This is a genomic window from Clostridium sp. AWRP, assembly GCF_004006395.2.
Lineage (GTDB): Bacteria > Bacillota > Clostridia > Clostridiales > Clostridiaceae > Clostridium_B.
In genome coordinates this window covers 3371987-3390843 of the sequence record NZ_CP029758.2, presented here as the reverse complement: position 1 = coordinate 3390843, position 18857 = coordinate 3371987, and the positions used below count along the sequence as shown (strand labels likewise).

General features: G+C 31.6%; 17 protein-coding genes. 13 read left to right on the top strand and 4 right to left on the bottom strand.

Annotation, left to right across the window (positions count from 1 at the left end):
* The first annotated feature begins 23 nt into the window (after nt 1-23).
* The 11 genes from DMR38_RS15570 to DMR38_RS15525 all read left to right on the top strand — a co-directional run bounded on the left by DMR38_RS15570 (nt 24) and on the right by DMR38_RS15525 (nt 10173).
* Nucleotides 24-1094 carry a baseplate J/gp47 family protein gene (locus tag DMR38_RS15570; protein WP_127722176.1) on the top strand — a complete coding sequence of 357 codons (1071 nt, stop codon included), beginning with the start codon at nt 24-26 and terminating at the stop codon, nt 1092-1094.
* Nucleotides 1095-1105: 11 nt separating this feature from the next.
* Nucleotides 1106-2110 (top strand): putative phage tail protein, encoded by a 1005-nt coding sequence (locus DMR38_RS15565; protein ID WP_127722174.1) that lies wholly within the window; start codon nt 1106-1108, stop codon nt 2108-2110.
* On the top strand, nt 2107-2400 hold the full coding sequence (locus DMR38_RS15560; RefSeq protein WP_127722173.1) for a hypothetical protein: 294 nt from the start codon (nt 2107-2109) through the stop codon (nt 2398-2400). Before DMR38_RS15565 ends, DMR38_RS15560 begins: the two co-directional genes overlap by 4 nt.
* Before the next feature lie 3 nt (nt 2401-2403).
* Complete coding sequence (locus DMR38_RS15555; protein ID WP_127722172.1) at nt 2404-6468, top strand: hypothetical protein; 4065 nt, start codon at nt 2404-2406, stop codon at nt 6466-6468.
* A gap of 2 nt (nt 6469-6470) precedes the next feature.
* The gene (locus DMR38_RS15550; protein WP_127722170.1) at nt 6471-7247 is read left to right on the top strand and encodes a hypothetical protein; all 777 of its coding nucleotides are present in this window, start codon (nt 6471-6473) and stop codon (nt 7245-7247) included.
* Between the two features lie 18 nt (nt 7248-7265).
* Nucleotides 7266-7391 (top strand): hypothetical protein, encoded by a 126-nt coding sequence (locus DMR38_RS22570; RefSeq protein ID WP_279230787.1) that lies wholly within the window; start codon nt 7266-7268, stop codon nt 7389-7391.
* Between the two features lie 3 nt (nt 7392-7394).
* Nucleotides 7395-7532: an XkdX family protein gene (locus tag DMR38_RS15545; RefSeq protein ID WP_127722169.1), complete on the top strand. Its 138-nt coding sequence runs from the start codon at nt 7395-7397 to the stop codon at nt 7530-7532.
* Between the two features lie 76 nt (nt 7533-7608).
* Entirely contained in the window at nt 7609-7890 is a 282-nt protein-coding gene (locus tag DMR38_RS15540) for a hypothetical protein (RefSeq protein WP_127722167.1), read from the top strand.
* A gap of 17 nt (nt 7891-7907) precedes the next feature.
* Nucleotides 7908-8810, top strand: coding sequence for a GH25 family lysozyme (locus DMR38_RS15535; protein ID WP_127722166.1), 903 nt, complete (start codon nt 7908-7910; stop codon nt 8808-8810).
* Between the two features lie 58 nt (nt 8811-8868).
* Entirely contained in the window at nt 8869-9429 is a 561-nt protein-coding gene (locus DMR38_RS15530) for a hypothetical protein (protein WP_127722165.1), read from the top strand.
* A 174-nt stretch (nt 9430-9603) separates the two neighbouring features.
* The gene (locus DMR38_RS15525) at nt 9604-10173 is read left to right on the top strand and encodes a hypothetical protein (RefSeq protein ID WP_243124318.1); all 570 of its coding nucleotides are present in this window, start codon (nt 9604-9606) and stop codon (nt 10171-10173) included.
* A 76-nt stretch (nt 10174-10249) separates the two neighbouring features.
* Here DMR38_RS15525 and DMR38_RS15520 read toward each other — a convergent pair whose 3' ends face one another.
* Both DMR38_RS15520 and DMR38_RS15510 read right to left on the bottom strand, forming a co-directional pair.
* A complete protein-coding gene (locus DMR38_RS15520; protein ID WP_127722161.1) occupies nt 10250-10438 on the bottom strand; it encodes a hypothetical protein in 189 nt (62 codons plus the stop codon).
* A 344-nt stretch (nt 10439-10782) separates the two neighbouring features.
* The gene (locus tag DMR38_RS15510; protein WP_127722160.1) at nt 10783-11445 is read right to left on the bottom strand and encodes a Type 1 glutamine amidotransferase-like domain-containing protein; all 663 of its coding nucleotides are present in this window, start codon (nt 11443-11445) and stop codon (nt 10783-10785) included.
* A 300-nt stretch (nt 11446-11745) separates the two neighbouring features.
* On the opposite strand from DMR38_RS15510, the gene polC reads away from it, so the two are divergent.
* Both polC and DMR38_RS15500 read left to right on the top strand, forming a co-directional pair.
* On the top strand, nt 11746-16095 hold the full coding sequence (gene polC, locus DMR38_RS15505; RefSeq protein WP_127722159.1) for a DNA polymerase III subunit alpha: 4350 nt from the start codon (nt 11746-11748) through the stop codon (nt 16093-16095).
* Between the two features lie 123 nt (nt 16096-16218).
* On the top strand, nt 16219-16398 hold the full coding sequence (locus tag DMR38_RS15500) for a hypothetical protein (protein WP_127722158.1): 180 nt from the start codon (nt 16219-16221) through the stop codon (nt 16396-16398).
* A gap of 122 nt (nt 16399-16520) precedes the next feature.
* Here the strand turns inward: DMR38_RS15500 and DMR38_RS15495 are convergent, their stop codons facing one another.
* On the bottom strand, nt 16521-17429 hold the full coding sequence (locus DMR38_RS15495) for a GGDEF domain-containing protein (protein ID WP_127722156.1): 909 nt from the start codon (nt 17427-17429) through the stop codon (nt 16521-16523).
* A 215-nt stretch (nt 17430-17644) separates the two neighbouring features.
* Nucleotides 17645-18691, bottom strand: coding sequence for a heme-binding protein (locus DMR38_RS15490; RefSeq protein WP_127722155.1), 1047 nt, complete (start codon nt 18689-18691; stop codon nt 17645-17647).
* Between the last annotated feature and the right edge of the window lie 166 nt (nt 18692-18857).

Here is an 18857-nt window from a genome sequence, read left to right as displayed (position 1 = left end):
GTTTTACAGAAAGGTTGATACAAATGTATAGTGAAGAAAATAGTCAGCAAATAATTTTAGACAGACTGTTGAATAATACACCCTCTGATGTAGACAAATCAGAGGGCAGTTTTATTTATGATGCTGCGTCTCCTGTTTCCAATGAGATAGCACAAGCATACATAAATATGGATGTTATATTAGATAAAGCCTTTGCTAAAACAAGTTATGGTAAATGGCTGGATATGATATCCGAATCACATGGAGTTCCTAGAATCATAGGCAATAAATCAACAGGGCAAGTTACATTTACGGGAAAAGACAATACATCTATTTATAAAAATACAGTAGTTCAAACTAAGGCAGGATTAAGATTTATAACAGATAAGGATGTGGTTATTACAAATGGATCTGCATCAGTAACCATAACTGCAGAAGACATTGGAAGCAAATATAATGTACCTGCCAGTTCTATAGATCACTTAACTTTTAATATAAATGGTATAACAAGTATAAACAATGATGATGAAGTTAAAGGAGGAACCGATACGGAAACGGATGATTATTTAAGAAGCAGATTACTGGAAAAAGTTCAAAATCCACCTAGCAGCGGTAATATGCAAGATTATAAAAGATGGGCTAAGGAAGTAAGTGGTGTAAAATATGTAAAAGTAGTTCCACTTTGGAATGGGAATGGTACGGTAAAACTTATAGTTTCAGGGGAAAATGGAGCACCGCTGGATGAGACTGTACTTCAAAATGTTAAAGATTATATTGACCCTCATAACGGAACTGGAGAAGGTAAGGCACCTATGGGAGCAAATGTGACTATTGTTACATCAACGCAGATGAAAATAGATGTAAATATCTTAGGCTTAAGTATTAAAGATGGATATGAATTGAGTACTGTAAAATCTAACATTCAAGCAGTTGTAAACAAATATTTAAATGGTTTGAATCCAGGAAGCGTAATAAACTACAATAGCATTAGAGCTTCAGTAACTTTTGCAGAAGGTGTAAGTGATTTTATAAATGTAACAGTTAATTCAGAAACGGCTAATATAAATACTTCGGATGAACAAAAATCAGTTTTAAATACAATAACATATAGTTAGGGGGCGGGTATATGGATTTAAAATCTTATCTGCCGCCTTTTATTTTTGATTCAAAAGTATTAACAAACTTATTTGATGGATATGAAATTGAATTAGATACTTTGAATAATAATTTACAAGATTTATTAAATCAGTTATTTCCTCAAACCGCTTCATGGGGATTAAAGTTTTGGGAAGAGTTTTTAGGTATACCTGTAAATGAAAGTTTAGATATAATAATTAGAAGAAGCAAAATACTTTCCCAAATGGCAATGATTAGTCCAATGACCTTTAATAGATTCTGTTCCATAATTTCTAAATTTGCTGATAAAACAGAGGTAGAACAACATTTTAGTGATTATAGCTTTGATGTAACGCTTATTACAAAACATAATTTTAATATTAATTTGCAGGATATTGCTAAAACTATTGAGACTATAAAGCCAGCTCATTTGGGTTATTCATTTAATTTAGAAACTCAAAAGGATATAAACATTGCTGTAAAAAGGGAGTTTGCATTTAATCCTTTAAATATGTGCGGGGATTTTTATTGTGGAGATGGAATTGTTGTAAGCAGCTGTGGTAGGAGTTATTTAAGTTCAATAGCTGCTCACGCTGATTACAGTAAAAATATTAAAAATTATGACCTAACTGGAACAATAGTTTCTAGTATAAATCCAGACAATGAAAATGGAATAGCAACAATAGGAAGAGCTTATTCAGTAAATGAAAATATTAAAGCTGCTGAAAACCACCTATATGATACTCAATTAAGTAAAAATGATGTAAGTGCTTCTGTTGTAGGGAGCATTAATAATTTATCTTTACAAATACAGACTAAAAAAAGTAATACTATTAAGAATTACACACAAGCAGGAACAATTTTATCTAGTGAAAATGTAGATGGCGAAGAAGGAGAAACTATAATAGCAAAAACTTATGATTCAACAATTCGAGAGAATTTAAACAAAACTGATTCTATAAAAAAATATAATCAAGCAGGAGATATCCTGGCTTCAGAGGAGGAATATTTATGATAACTTCGATAGGCTTTAACAATGTATTAAATTATATTTCAGGCCTTATAAGCAAAGGCAGGTATGTTTTAGATGGAAATAATGTAGATGTACCTATATTGAGTAAAAATATAGATGGCAGTACTTTAACTGTAAATATATTTTTAGCAGATGGTACTGGGGGAGCAGTAACAGATATAAAGTTGATAGGTACTGACGGACAAGTATTTGCAGATAAGCCTGATACTATTGAAAAACTAGCAGCTCAAGGAGTGCTAGTTATTTTTAAATTTACAATTACGGAGGTATAGTAAATGGATTATAGTAAAACATTATGGAAAGACCATATCAAAGATCAAAATGGAAATGTTATTCAACAGGGGACGCCAGTATCTGCACAGCATTTAAACAATATTGAAAATGGATTAGCAACAGCAGTTGAAGAAATAAATAATAATGTAGGAATGATAAGAGAAACAATACCTAGTGGATTTACTACATTAAGTGATTTAGATTACGGTTATATGGCGACTAATCCTAATCAGATAAGGTTATCAAGTGACAGTGTAGCTTTTGTAAATGGATACAAGGTTACTATACCAGCAGGAACAATAATTCAATTAGATACACCTCCAACTTATGATCCAGTCGCTAAAACAGGAGTGGCTTCTAGGGATGATTTAGTATTTTTAGAGGTATGGAAAATGCCTGTAACAGATACAGGTGGAGAAAAGATAAATTGGAGAATAAGAGTAGTTGATGGAGTAGATTTTGACAAAGTATATCATTCTGGAAATACTACAGATAAATTCTTAGGGTGGGATGACCCATCACACTGTTCTAATATAACTATGCAAGGGGGTAATATATCTCCTACGTCTATTGATTTTCGTAATGTATTTAGAAATGCTAATATTTCTATAGGAGATTTTAAAGGAATAGATGATGCTGGTTTATGGTTATGGTATCCTTCTAGTGATTGGGAAATTCCTGATGCAAAGGACTATTCAAGGACAGTGGATGGTTATGTATATGCTATTCCAATGTTTAAGGTTAATAGAAGAAATTCTGGAGGATATAGTGTTAATAATGGCAATGGAAGTATTCTATGTTCCTTTATTAATATCAATAAGAATAATCAGGTTATAGGTGATACAGTTATATCATTAACTGGTAATAATAATGTTCCTTCAGTTGAGGGTATATTCATAGGTGATACAGTTAGATTTTACAGATATGATAATCCAAAGGATTACTTTATACGAACTATTACTGCTATAGACACTATTAATAAAACTGTCACATTAAACACTGGAATTCCAGAGAATATGACAGCAGGATGTTATTTCATGGTAAAAGAGACTTTAAGACCAGATTTACTATATGCAGATATAGTAGATGATAGAGATATATTAGATTTACGTCATCAAGTTTCTTTAACTGGATTTAATTATCAAGAACTTTTAGAGGAAAACTTTGATAAGTTATTAAGGGGAGAATTGCAAACAAAAGAAAGAACTAAAATGCTTAAAACTTATCATGGTATATCTAAAACACCTATAGATGCAAATACTGTTTTTTATGCTAGTTTTGATGGAACTACTACAGCGGAAGTAGGAAATACACCCACAATAATAGGTAGTCCTTCATTTAAATCTGGATTAACAGGATTAGGGGTAAAAGTAAATCAGAATAATAGATTAGAATACAGCTTAAATTTAGATACTGCATTGACATATACAATAGATTTTATATTAAATATGCATGATAATACCTTGTATAACAACTATATATTTATTGCTTGTGCAAATAATAGTTTAATAAATCTATTTAGTCTAATGCAAAGAGCCGATAATACTATAATGTTATATTATACGGATTCCTTAAATATGGATTTTATAATAGATAATAATAAAGAAAATCATATACGTATTATACGTAAAGCAACTTCAGCTAATATATATGTAAATGGAAAATTCATTGGTTCATTAACTGGACTTCCTGCTCTTGCTAGTGGGGAAAATACTTTAAAGATTGGTTCTTCTTCATCTGATGTAACTCCAATAATATCTGATTTATCTATATCTAATATAGATAGAGGTTCTACTTTTGCAACTTTACCACAAGATTTTATAGATGGTTATGCTAGAATAGCACCCGCATTTAATAGTCAAAGAAATGTATTTAGTGATGCATTAACTACAGAAACTAAGCAGGAACTTATAGATGTATCTGGAACAGGTAACAAGTCCTATATTAAATTAGGGGATGTTACTGATTGGATAAAAGATGATAGTACAAAGTGGAACGCAGGAGATAAAATAAAACTTGATACCTTAACTGGTGAGATAATAACTGGAGTAATAGATACAGATACAGCTATAGCTAAAATAATAAAATACGTTCCTACAGTAACAAGTGGAAGTTTTAATATTAATGTAGATGATATAAGTAAGTTATCAGTGGGAGATACCTTACATGAAATACAAGCTAATGGTACAGACTATAATCAGACATATACTATTACTGCTATAGATACTACAAATAATATAATAACTGTCACTTCTAATATTTATCCACTTTATCTATCAGCAGGAGATTTATTATTTGAAACTACTCCTTCATCTTCTTCACCTTTAGTTAAATTTAATGCTACTGGAACGGCACAAGCAGGAGGAGCAAATACTATTACATTACCTTCAACTTTTTCCACCACAGATGATGCTTATAATGGTTTAGTAATTAGTGTAGATAGTGGAACGGGAGCAGGACAGCAAAAAACAATTACAGATTATGTAGGAAGTACGAAAGTAGCAACTGTAGATAGTAATTGGACTATTGAACCGGACAATACTTCTGTTATTACTATTCATAATATAGATGTTGATGGTACATGGAGTGGATTAGGAACATCAGAAGCTATTTATACATTACCTGCAACATTACCTGACACTATGACTCACCAATATCTATCCTTAACTTATGCTATAACAGAAGTGTCTGGACAGGGTGGAATTCCCGAAGTACTTACACAAACATTAGCAGGAGAATATAAAGGGGATAAATTAAATCCTAATCCTAGTTATCATATACTAGATGATTTTGCAGGAAAAGTATCAGGAAGTGTAGTTGAAAATCCTAATATAGTAAGACATAACAATAATGGTTCACAAGCATCTTTAATACCACCTTTGAATTTTCCTAGTGAATTTAATCAGAATTCCTATAATGGTATACAAGTTTTAGATGGTAATAGTATGGGTGTAACCAATTTAACAAATAGTAGTATATCCCAACAACTATTTGCTTTTAATTTAATAGAAATAGTAGAAAGAAAATATGGAACTATATCAGGAAGTACAACAGCAGATAAAGTTACATGGTTAAAAGCTAATATAGCTAGTATTGTTTGTAATTGGTGGGGGTATGGTAGTTGCCCTAGTGGTAATAAAGCTTATTTTACACTTTGGAATCCTATTACAAATGAATGGCGTTCAAACAGTTATAATATTGCTAATGTACCTGCAAATTGCAGATGGACAACAGATGAATATGTACATGCAAGTGATTTAATTGATAATAACGGCTTTTTATTTGCTTTAGCTTATACAAATGCTTCAGACGGAACAACACCTTCTACTATTTTTACAGACTATATAAATATAGAAGTAACATTAAAAACTCCTTCTGGTTATGATGTTTTAGCTCCAGAAAATCTTAGAAGGGATTCAGGAAAGAGCAATATACTTCTAGTAAGAAAAGAAACTAAAGAAATACAATTAATGTTTGGTAGTGGAGATAATTTATCTGGAATAGTTACTTATGGTAATTATAATCCAAAACAAGGATTATTACCTCCTAGTAGTTTAGTTGGTGGATATAGTTTAGTAAAGCCAAAAGCTTATTTAACTACCCTAACCACCAGAGCTAGTAATATGCTATTTTCACCTAATACTAATTTTGATTTCTTAGATGAATATTTAGCTATAGATTCAACTATAAGTTCAGCACTTACAGATGGAAGTAAATTATATCCTAATAATGTCTATATGTGTTCTATGTTAGAATTAACTAAGATTATAGGCAATAGTCACTATTATTCTCCTGTGGACATAGGGAAAATTACATTTATAAATTCAGGTACTTTACAATTAGCAAATAACGCTTGGTTAATAAGATTCATGGATACTACACCATTTAATATTAATTCTCAATTTGTATATTTACTTTCTTTATTATGCAAGGATATAAATGGAATACTATATTTAATCATTTGTGCGGCTAATAAAGCATTGACTGAAATAAATATGAGTAATAATACCTGTAGGTTACTAGCATTTCAATTAGATAAAAAGCCCTTAATAAAAGGAGGTAACTAATCATGAAAGATATTTATGTAGGTAGATTTTCGGGGAAAGTAATTTCTTCCCCTTCTCCTGCTTGTATTACTATACAGGTAGATGATAATTTTGATTGCGAAAAAGTAATAGAAGTTCAACAGGGAGAAAAGCAGAAAACAGATGATAAAGGTAATTTGTTATATCTAGACAAAAATAAATTAAATGTACAAGACAATCCTACAGAGACAGCAGATTCCAGAGATGTAACAAAGACGGAAGATAAACAAGTAACTAATAAATGGGTGGATGATAAAGGAGTAGAACAATCCAAAACTATTACAGTTCAGGAACCTGTAGAATGTTATGATAATGAGCCTGTAATGATTCCTAATATGGTTGATACTATTATAAAATATTCTACTAATCCACAAGAGTTTACTTTGGATGAAATACTTGAAGCTAAATATAAAACTATACTAGAAAATTCACAGGAAGATAATATTATAGCAGATATGTTTATAGAAGAATCAGATATAGACTTAACTAATAAAGATCATAAAGCTAATACAGGTATAGGTATAATGGAATTACTACCTAATGGTCAAGTAGTAACCAAAAGTATCTCTTTAGCAAAATCTACTAGTATATTTACTCTATTAGAATTTAATACAGATGCAGGAGTAGATATCTGTATAAATAATACTAGGTTTGTAAATGGTACTATTACACTTGCAAGTGCTGTAGATAATGTAACTATAAAATTTGTTAATACAACTAATATGCATAAGGTAATTAAATCTTATGCTATCGGTTATTAGATAAGGAGAAGTTTATACATGATTAAACAAAAAAGAACTACCCAAAAGAATCCAAAAGAAAAAACAGATAAGGAAAAGATTGATGATTTACAAGCACAAGTTTTTCATTTAACAACTCAATTAATGGAGAAGGGGGCAATATAATAAATGGATTGGTTTGTATTTTGCAAGTATTATTATGATTTGGGTATAGCAAATAAAGATAATTTAAAAATCTATATAGCTAGAGGGAAAATAACAGCGGAAGAATATAAACAAATAACGGGTATGGATTATGAGGCATAATAAAATATAAGATTAAAGCAAGGACTAGAAGTAGTCTTTTTATTTTGCTTAAAAATACTTAAATGGGAGGGAATATATGGCGGTAACCATTAGCATTGTAATTGCATTATTATCTGCGACTATAGCTTTAATAAGCTTACTCAGGGTATTTAATAAAGACGGAAAGGGGGTGACACAGGATTTTACCAGAGTGGAAACCAAAATAGATTATATAGGTGGAGATATAAAGGAAGTTCGTGATGATGTAAAAGCCCTTGGATTAAGACAGGAAGATATGGCAGAAAGACTTGTAAAAGTAGAAGAATCTACAAAGTCAGCACATCACAGAATTGATGGATTGATCGAGAAAGTCAAATAAAGAAGGGAAATGATTTTATGAAAGGGATAGACGTATATGAAGGAGATAACATTTCAGATTGGAATGTTATTAAAAATACAGATGGCATTGATGTAGTAATTCAGAAGGCAACGCAGGGCATATCTCATATAGATAGCCTATTAAGTTACAGGTATCCTAGAATCAGACAGGCAGGTCTTAAACTAGGTTTTTATCATTTTGCTAATGGAGATAATCCGATAGCAGAGGCACAGCACTTTTTATCGGCAATTTCAGACTTAAAGAGTGATACTGTTTTATGGCTGGATATAGAGGGTGAGGAGAACTGGAGCAAAAGCCATGCAATCAATTTTACAAATGTATTTATCAAATATGTACAATCACAAGGATATAAGTTAGGAATATATTCTGGATACGCATTTTATAAAGATTATTTGGAAGGTAATATTCCAGAAGTTCCACTTTGGCTTGCCAGTTATGGCAAACAGCCGCCCTTATATCCAGACAGAGCATCATGGCAGTACAGCGAATCTGGAGAACTTAGAGGTGCAGTAGGTGCAGTAGACTTAGATTATTTTCTTGAAGACATATTTACTGGAGATATTATATCTAATAAGTTTGTAGATCAGATAAAAGCACTTCAGTATAATCTAAACTTGGACTATAATGCAGGATTATATGTAGATGGAAATGCAGATTCTAAAACAATGGCAGCATTAAGAGGTATACAAGATATTATTGTTAAAGGTCACAGATCTCATGTAGTATTGTGGATACAACAAAAGCTAGAAGGCTATGGTTATTTGAAAAAAGACAGTTATACTCCAATGATTTATGATGAGGCTACGTTCCAGGCTGTGACCAATATGCAAAAGAACTGGGGCAAAAGTACAGATGGAATTTTAGGACAAGAAACGTGGAGCATATTTTTAAACAATTAATTGAGAGAGCTACAGAAGCTCTTTTTTAATATATATAAATTTATGGAGGAATGTATAAATGATTAATTTTAATGATATTTTAGCAATTGGAGGAATACTTGTTGGTATAACTGGAAGTATATTTGGAGCAGTACCTTATTTAAGCAAAAAGAATTTTAACATGGATAAGATATTAAATACAACGGAGCAAACTCTTACTGCAGTAGAACCCTTGATTCAGCTTGCTAAAGCTGTTCCTGGCTTAAAATCAGAGGTAGTTTTAGTTGATTGGATGGAGCAAAAAGCTAAGGCAGGAGTAAAAAGTGCGCAGCAATTATATCATGCAGGGCTTTTAAAAAGTGATGAAGATAGATTTAAATCTGCCCAGGATACAGTATATGCTGCGTTAAAGGAAATTAATGTAGAACCTACATTAAACCAGAGAAAACTTATTTCTGATTTCATTCAGGAAGCCGTCAATGATCTCGGACATGCTACGCCTACAGAGACTGAAAAAAATGCCAAAATTCAAGAGGCACAGCAAGATTTAGTTAAAGTACAGCAAGAAAATGAACAATTAAGAAAAACTATATCTACTATACAAGGATTTGTAGCTGTCCCACAAGATACAACAAATTAGTTGGCTTAAAAATTTTTCTTTCATCTATTTCGGCATCTATTTTTTTGTGTGTCATGTTATAATTTTTTTTATATAGTTACTGGTTAGTTATAATAAAAGATGATAAACTTAGTATAGAATATATGAGTTAAGGCATTTGGAAGGAAATAACAAGTCGAAAATGCCTAAGGAAGGATGAAAGGTAAAATAATGAAAATAGAAAATTTAAAAGTATATGATCTAGAAGAAAGCATAAAAGCAAGTAAATATCCTATGGCAGTAGATACAGATAAATGTAATTCTGATATTACAAATACAGTTAAAAATCTAGCTAAATCACCTAAAGGAGAAGCACATGATCAATTTCTATCTGGAATACGTGTTGCCTTTGATTTAACATTTACTAATAAGGCATGGGTTGAGTTAGAAAGATATAGATTTATCACTTTCGTAAGCAGTCAGAGTACAATGCATAGAATATCTAAATTTGATTTATCCAAGCAGTATAATGAATATGTAGATAAAAGAATTATTGATATTATAGAAGAATTAAAGGATACATACAATAAAACTCAGGATAAAGAAGATTATTTAAAGCTTCTATACTCTAATCCTGCAGGATTTGAACTTACTGCAAGGCTAACTACTAATTATAGATGCTTAAAAGGTGTATATAGCCAGAGAAAGAATCATAGATTACCAGAATGGCGAGAATTTTGTAAGTGGATTGAAACTCTACCCTATGCTAAAGAATTGATAATTTAAATTATATAAAGTGAGCACTGGCTGAAACCAGTGCTTATTTTTATAATGCAGATATTTAAATTATAAATATTAAATGCTAATTAAAAAACGTAAATAATATGAGCAATATAGCCATAGGAATAACTGAAAACACAACTAATACTGCAGGTGGTATGTCATCTTCTTGTACAGGTCTATCGTTAAGTTTATTTAATTCTTCAATTGGCGGCTGTACAGTACGATCCTTTTCTATTGATTTTTGTCCTAGAGAACCTAAGTTTGCCATCAATATACACCTCCTTATATTAATTTTATACTTAAACAAAAATCTTCTTTTCATTAATCCTTATCTAAGTATACGTTTACAGAATATCCACATTTTAACTGAATTTGAAATAGTTTAATATATCTCTTATTTATATTATATACAAATGTTTCCGGTTTGTGAACATTATTTGAATAATTTATAAAATTTAATTTCACTAAATTTAGATTATATAAACAGAGTTCTTGGTTTCAGGTGGAGTTTTTTCTCCATCTGAAACTTAGAAATCGTTATCCAGGGACGTACCTGCTCTTTACTCCAACTTGGATAAGTGGGAGTATTAGAGCAGGTAGTCATCGGATAAATTATCTGCTAAATGTCTGGGTGTCTCCCAATAAATTAATGGAATTATTATCAACAATTATTCCGCCAGTATTTTTAATTGCATATACTGTATCTGTTTTTTCATTTAGTACTTTATTTATATAGTTTTTTTGTACTTCTGTTCCTTTATAATGAACTTCAATGTCAAAATCTTTAATGAAGTTTAATCCTTCATTATATGAGAATGTGTCGTAATCTTCATCGGGAGTGATATGATACTCTTTTATCTGAATCATTGCTCCAGCACTACTGCCAATAATTGTTCCAGTAAAATTTTCAATTTCATTTATTAAATCAAATTCATTTAAACGGTACATCATTTTATCAGGAAGACCTCCAGTAAAAAATAGTATATCACTGTTTTTTATTTTGTTTTTTGCGTTTCCCTCTGTATCTTCAAAATAATTTATACAGTTTATATTTTTTTCTTTGATTCCGCAGCTTAAAAAAGGTTTTATGATAGCTTTATAATGATTGCCATTATCTTTGCCAAACTCATTCTGCCAATCCACATTGTTTTTTATGTTTTCACCAAAAGAAAATGGGATTATTAGAACCTTATTACTACAATTTATATATTTTGATACTGCATCTTTTGCCCAAGTATCATTAAAATTATATAAGCTAAATAACATATTTACCATTGGTATTTCCCCTCACTAATTTTTCATAAATTTTTAATATAAACATAATTCTATTGTAGATATTATATCATATTGAAGATATTTTAAGCTTATCATAATTCTAAGGTAAGTTCATTTTGATGAAAGGAACAATAAAATTATGATAAATTCCTATTTATATAGGATATAATATAATTGCAAGAAAGTAGTGAAAATGGATAAACGGTGTTATATACACTTTTTCCCTACATGACAATGCATAAGATTATCCTATATAATAGTAGCATACTAAAAATTTTGGGGAGAAGGTTAAAAAGTAGTATGAAGAAAATAAATGAAATTTTTAGTGATTATGAAACAGAAGGTAACATAAGTGCTGCCATTGTAGAATCTGTAGCCTTAAGTAAAAAAACTAAAACTTTAGAAATGAAAATTAACTCAGATAAGTATATTGAAATAAAAGAAATCCAGCGCCTTAATAAATTTATAAGAGAAAGATTTTCACTAAAGAATTCTAAAATTGCTGTAAAGTATGCTGAAGATACAGATAAAAAACCCATAGAAGATGAATTGAAAAATATTATATTTTTGGTAGCAGATAAGCATCCTGCTTTGAGAGCAGTACTCTTAAATAATAGTGAATATGAAGTGAATGAGAATACCATAAACTTTAATTTAAAAATCTCAGTATCAGAATTTTTAAAATCTATGAATTATGATAAAAAGATCTCTAAGGCTATAAAAAGCATGTACGGTACAGAATATAAAATAAACTTTGTTGATAAATTAGGAAGTAAAGAATTAATAAAGTTTGAAGAGGATAAACGTGAAAGCGAAATGCTGTTTATTAAGAAGGAAATTAATAGTATACGAAGCAATAATGTTTCTAAATTGCCCAATAAGCCTGTAGAAAAAAATCAGGAAATGAAAACAGAAACTCATAGGAAAAAGGCTAATAATCCATTCTTGATATTTGGCAGAAGTAGTAGTATTAGGGAACCTGTAGTAAAAATTACTGATATTACACCAGATGAGGGTAAAATAGCTATACAGGGCGAAATATCCAATATGGAATCAAAGGAACTCCGAAGCGGAAAAATATTGATTTCTTTTGATTTATATGATGGTTCAAGTTCCATGACTTGTAAAGTATTTTGCAAGCCTGGTGAAGACAGTGAGGTATTATCCAGACTTAAAAATGCTAAGGGTATTAGGCTTTCTGGAAATTCAGGTTATAGCAAGTTTTCTCAGGAAATTGAGATTATTGCCAATACTATAATTGAAACAGAAGGCATGAAGAGAGTTCAGCGACAAGATAAATCTGAGGTGAAGAGGGTAGAACTTCATATGCATACCCAAATGAGCCAGATGGATGCTATGACCAGTGCTACTGATTTAATTAAAAGAGCCATGAGCTGGGGGATGAAATCAATTGCTATAACAGATCATGGAGTAGTTCAGGCTTTTCCTGAAGCACATAAACTTTTAGGAAGAGATAATCCAGATATGAAGATTATATATGGAGTTGAGGCCTATCTGGCACCGGATAAAAAGCCATCTGTAGTAAACCCTAAAGGGCAGATTATTGATACTACCTATTGTGTATTGGATTTGGAAACCACAGGATTTTCGCCAGTAACAGAAAAAATTACTGAAATAGGAATCATGAAAATCAAGGATGGAAAGGTAATAGACACATTCAGCACTTTTGTAAACCCTGAAAAGCCAATTCCGTTAAGAGTTGTAGAGGTTACAAATATAACTGATGATATGGTAAGAAATGCAGAAACCATAGAACAGGTATTTCCTAAAATGCTGGATTTTATTAAGGATAGTGTTTTGGTTGCACATAATGCTGAATTTGATGTGGGATTCTTAAAGCATAATGCCAGGATTTTAGGTTGTGATTTTGATTTTACATATGTAGATACCTTGTCCTTAGCACAGGAGGTCTTCCCTGATTTTAAGACCTATAAATTAGGGAGAATTGCTAAAAACCTTGGTATAAAGGTGGAAGTTGCCCATAGAGCTTTGGATGATGTGGCAACTACTGTTAAGGTGTTTAATGTAATGATTGAAAAGTTAAAAGAAAGGGGAGCAGAAGACCTTAAAGATATAGATGTATATGGGCGTGATGAGGCAGCTAAAAAGGAAGAGTATAAAAAGCTTAAAACTTACCATGCAATAATACTAGCGAAAGATTATGTAGGATTAAAGAATTTATATAAGCTGGTGTCTTATTCTCATTTGGATTATTTCTATAAAAAACCTCGTATATTAAAGAGTATGTATAAAAAATATTCTGAGGGTTTAATTCTTGGTAGTGCCTGCAGTGAAGGGGAGTTGTATCAAGCAATACTACTTGGAAAATCCGATGAAGAAATTGAAGAATTAGCAAAAGGATACGATTATTTGGAGATCCAGCCTCTAGGAAATAATGATTATTTAGTAACGACAGAGCAGGTACCTGGTAAAGAATATCTAGAGGAAATTAATAAAAAAATTGTAGCTCTGGGAGAAAAATTAAACAAACTTGTAGTTGCTACAGGAGATGTCCACTTCATGGACCCGGAGGATGAGATATACAGACGTATACTGGAAGCAGGACAGGGATTTAAGGATGCAGATAATCAGGCTCCATTGTATTTGAAAACTACAGAGGAGATGCTTGAGGAATTTTCCTATTTGGGAAAAGAAAAGGCCTATGAGGTGGTAGTTACAAATACCAATAAGATATCAGATATGTGTGAGCCAATTAGCCCTATTTCACCGGAGAAATGTCCACCCCATATAGATGGCTGTGAACAGACTATTAAGGATATTGCTTATGAGAAGGCCCATGAACTGTATGGAGATCCACTTCCGGAAATTGTTCAGTCCAGGCTGGACAGGGAGCTGGAATCTATTATAAAAAATGGCTTTTCTGTAATGTATATTATTGCTCAAAAACTAGTATGGAAATCAAATGAAGATGGCTATCTAGTAGGTTCTAGGGGATCTGTTGGTTCCTCTTTTGTAGCAAATATGACTGGTATAACGGAAGTAAATTCTCTACCACCCCACTATAGGTGTCCTAAATGCAAGTATTCGGATTTTTCGGATTATGGCGTTAAAAATGGATTTGACTTACCGGATAAAGTGTGTCCCGTTTGTGGAGAAAAGCTAGCTAAGGATGGTATAGATATACCTTTTGAAACCTTTTTAGGCTTTAATGGAGATAAGGAGCCAGATATAGATTTAAACTTTTCAGGAGAATATCAGGCAAAGGCTCATAAATATACAGAAGTTATCTTTGGAAAGGGCACAACCTTTAAAGCTGGAACTATAGGTACTATAGCAGAAAAGACAGCTTTTGGTTACGTAAAGAAATATTTTGATGAAAAAAATGTTCCAGTAAACAAGGCAGAAATAACTAGAATTGCAGCAGGTTGTACAGGTATAAAAAGAACTACCGGACAGCATCCGGGAGGAATTATAGTTGTGCCAAAGGGACGTGAAATTTTTGAATTTTGTCCCGTACAGCATCCTGCAGATGATCCTAATTCAGATATTATAACTACACATTTTGATTATCACTCTATTGACCAGAACTTATTGAAGCTTGATATACTTGGACACGATGATCCCACAGTTATAAGAATGCTGCAGGATATAACTGGGGTGAATCCCCATGAGATACCTATGGATGATAAGGAAACTATGTCTATATTTTCATCTACAGAAGCTCTAGGAGTAACACCAGAGCAGATAAATTCTAAGGTAGGAACCTTTGGTATTCCTGAATTTGGTACTAAATTTGTAAGGGGAATGCTTGTAGATACAATGCCAAAAGCATTTTCTGATTTAATATGTATATCAGGACTTTCTCATGGTACCGATGTGTGGCTTGGAAATGCAAAGGACTTGATTGATGATGGAATAGTTACATTAAGTGAAGCTATATGTACCAGGGATGATATTATGATTTATCTTATCAAAAAAGGTTTGCCGCCAAATAGTTCCTTTAAGATAATGGAACTGGTACGTAAAGGAAAAGTATCGAAGCAGCCTGAAAAATGGGCAGAATATGAGGCTTTAATGAGGGAACACAAGGTACCGGAATGGTATATAGATTCCTGTAAAAAGATAAAATATATGTTTCCTAAAGCTCATGCCGCAGCTTATGTAATGATGGCATTTAGAATAGCCTGGTTTAAGGTTCACATACCTAAAGCTTATTATGCAGCATACTTCACTATTAGAGCAAAGGCTTTTGACAGTGAATTTATGATATTTGGAAAAGAAAAGGTTATAGAAAAGATGCGAGAAATTCAAATCATGGGTAATCAAGCTACCCCTAAGGATAAGGATATGTATGATGACTTAGAGATAGTTTTGGAAATGTACGAGAGGGGATTTAAATTCTTACCAATTGATTTATATAAATCTCATTCTACCAAATTTATAGTAGAGGAAGATGGCTTGAGACCACCTATAAATAGTATATCTGGCATGGGAAATATCGCAGCAGAAAGTATATTTAGTGCAGCACAAGAAGAGCCCTTCAGCTCTATAGAGGATGTAAAGAAACGTGCTAAGATTGGGAATTCTGCTGTAGATTTACTTAAAAAATTTGGCTGTTTAAAAGGTCTTCCAGAAAGTGATCAAATAAGTTTTTTTGATGTAATTTAAATTATCAACCTGCAGCTTATATAGAATTTATATGAAAAGTAGGTTTTAAAAATAAAAGCAAAAAAAGCCAGGAATTATATAGACATAAATATTATAATATTTATAAATATTGGAGGTGTTTAAATGGAAAACCAAATTTGTCCGCACTGCGGTAAACTGAGAGACATGATAGTATCAGTTAATGAGATAGATGAAAAAGATGAAGAAGGAAAGTCCTTCAAAATAATAACAAATAACTATCACTGTTCAGTATGTAATACTTTTGTGTATTCTACTGATAAAAAAATTATTAAAGATAATTAAAAAAACCAGGGATTTAAAATATCCCTGGTAAAAAAAATTAATCGAAGAAGGCTAATGTTGAATTCATACAATATTATGTGTAGAATAAAATTATTTATACATGACTCACAAAAATTATCACATTATGCTATTACTTTATTTCTTCCAGCATTTTTAGCTTCGTATAATTTTTGGTCTACTTCTTTTATTAGATCTTCTTCATTAAGGTTCTCATCAAATAATGTTTTAACGCCAAAGCTTGCAGTGACTTTTATAGAGGCACCTTCATAATTAATTATAGTGTTTTCTATTGCTTTTCTCATCTTTTCAGCAACTTTTACTGCTGTATCTTTACTTGCATTTTTTAAACAAATTATAAATTCTTCTCCACCATAACGGGCTGTCCAATCTACATCTTTTCTAACAGAACCACTAAGTATAGAAGCAACCACTTTAAGGACTTCATCTCCAGCTACATGTCCATAAGTGTCATTTACTTTTTTGAAAAAATCTATATCTGCCATTATTAATGACAACGGCCTATTGTTTAATAAGCTATTTATTATGTCAGCTGGAAGTCTTTCGTATATAAATCGCTTATTAAAAACTTGTGTAAGAGGATCTAATACTATTAGTTCATTTATATGATTTACTGCATGGCGTATAGTGTCACTATCTTTATTTTCTATATTTTCTATAACTCCACTTTTAGTTACATCCTTGAGAAGTTCAAGAACTACTGGTAAATTATCAACTTCAAGTGGTATAGCAGTGATCATGTAGACTTTTGTGCCAGTGTACTCTATTTTTACAAAAGTTTCTTTTTCATTATAGGCTCTGGCAGAAACACAATTACTACATACTTTTCCCATCCTCCAAAGGTTATAACAAGAAGATTCCAATTCATTAACCTTGTTTAACTTTAAATCTAATAATTGCTTTTTTACTGGGTTTACTATCCTAATTACGTCATACAACGTCTTAAATATTGACATGGTGTTAATTAATGTATTCATACTAATACTTTTATTATTTGTATTAACTTTTTCCATATTGTTTCCTCCTAAAATAGAGTCCATTATTTTTAATGATATCATAAATATTATGTTTTCTGTAGTAAAAAAACTCCAGTAATTTTTTAAGTTATAAAACTAGCTATAATAGCAACCTGTTTTATTGCAATTACATACTTGTTAATTGAGAATGAAAAAGAAGATAGCTGACCGCTATCTTCTTTCCTTGTATTTAAAAATTTTATTTTCTTTAACTATTTTTTCAATTCTGCATTGTATACATCCATAGCAGCTTGAGCTACTTGCATGTCTTGTTCAACAGATCCGCCGCTTACACCAACACCACCTATAACTTTTCCGTTATATGAAAGTGGATATCCACCTCCAAAGGTGATCATTCTAGAAACAGACTGGACACCAAATAGAGGAGCTCCAGGTTGGGAAAGTTTTGAAACTTCGTCTGTTGGAAGCTTAAGAGTAGCTGCTGTATATGCTTTGTTTAATGAAATTTCTCTACTTGCCAGCAAAGCTTCTTCCATTCTTTGCTCTAAAATTAGATTACCGCCTTTGTCTACTGCGGAGAACCACATTGGTACACCGATTTCAGCAGATTTTTTCTCAACTGCAATAGCCATTTTTCTGGCTAGTTCAACATTAATTCCATAATCAGTTATTTTAGTGCCAGTTATATTTTTAGATGCCTCTGATTGTGTTATTACAGAGTTGCTCTTCAAGCCTTCAGCAATTTCTTTATATTTTTTTAAACCAGCTTGAGCTACTTGCATGTCTTGTTCAACAGAACCACCGCTTACACCAATAGAACCAATAACTTCGCCATTTAGTAGTAGAGGGAAACCTCCACCAAAAATAATTATATTGCTATTATTTTGTATACCATATAAAGATGATCCTGGTTGAGAGAGAGATGTAAGTTTACTAGTTGGCATTTTTAGTGCAACGGCAGTATATGCTTTACTCTGTGATATTTTTTCACTAGCTAAAATTGTTCCAGCCATTCTATTAATAGAAATTAAGTTTGCATCAGCATCGTCAATAGTAATATACATAGGAACCTTTATCTCTTTTGCTTTTGCCTCGGCTGCGGTAGTAATTTGTTTTGCAAGAGCTAAATTTACAATAGATCGGCCTACTTTGATATTAGTATTTTTGGCTTCAATTGTTGCAGGTTCTGTAGTAGTTTTTGATTCATTGTTTCCAGTAGTATTTTCACAGCCAGAAAAAGGTACTACAGACATAAGTGATAAAATTAATGCAAGAAATGATTTTTTATTTATTTTCATTAATAAGACTCCTTTCTTGGAATATATGATTTACTTAAAACTTCAAACGTACTTTTTATCCGATCGCTACCATTGCTAACACCCCCATCTTCTATCAAAGTGGGGGATAAGCACTGCTACGCGCCTGGATAACGATTTCTAAGTTTCAGATGGAGAAAAAACTCCA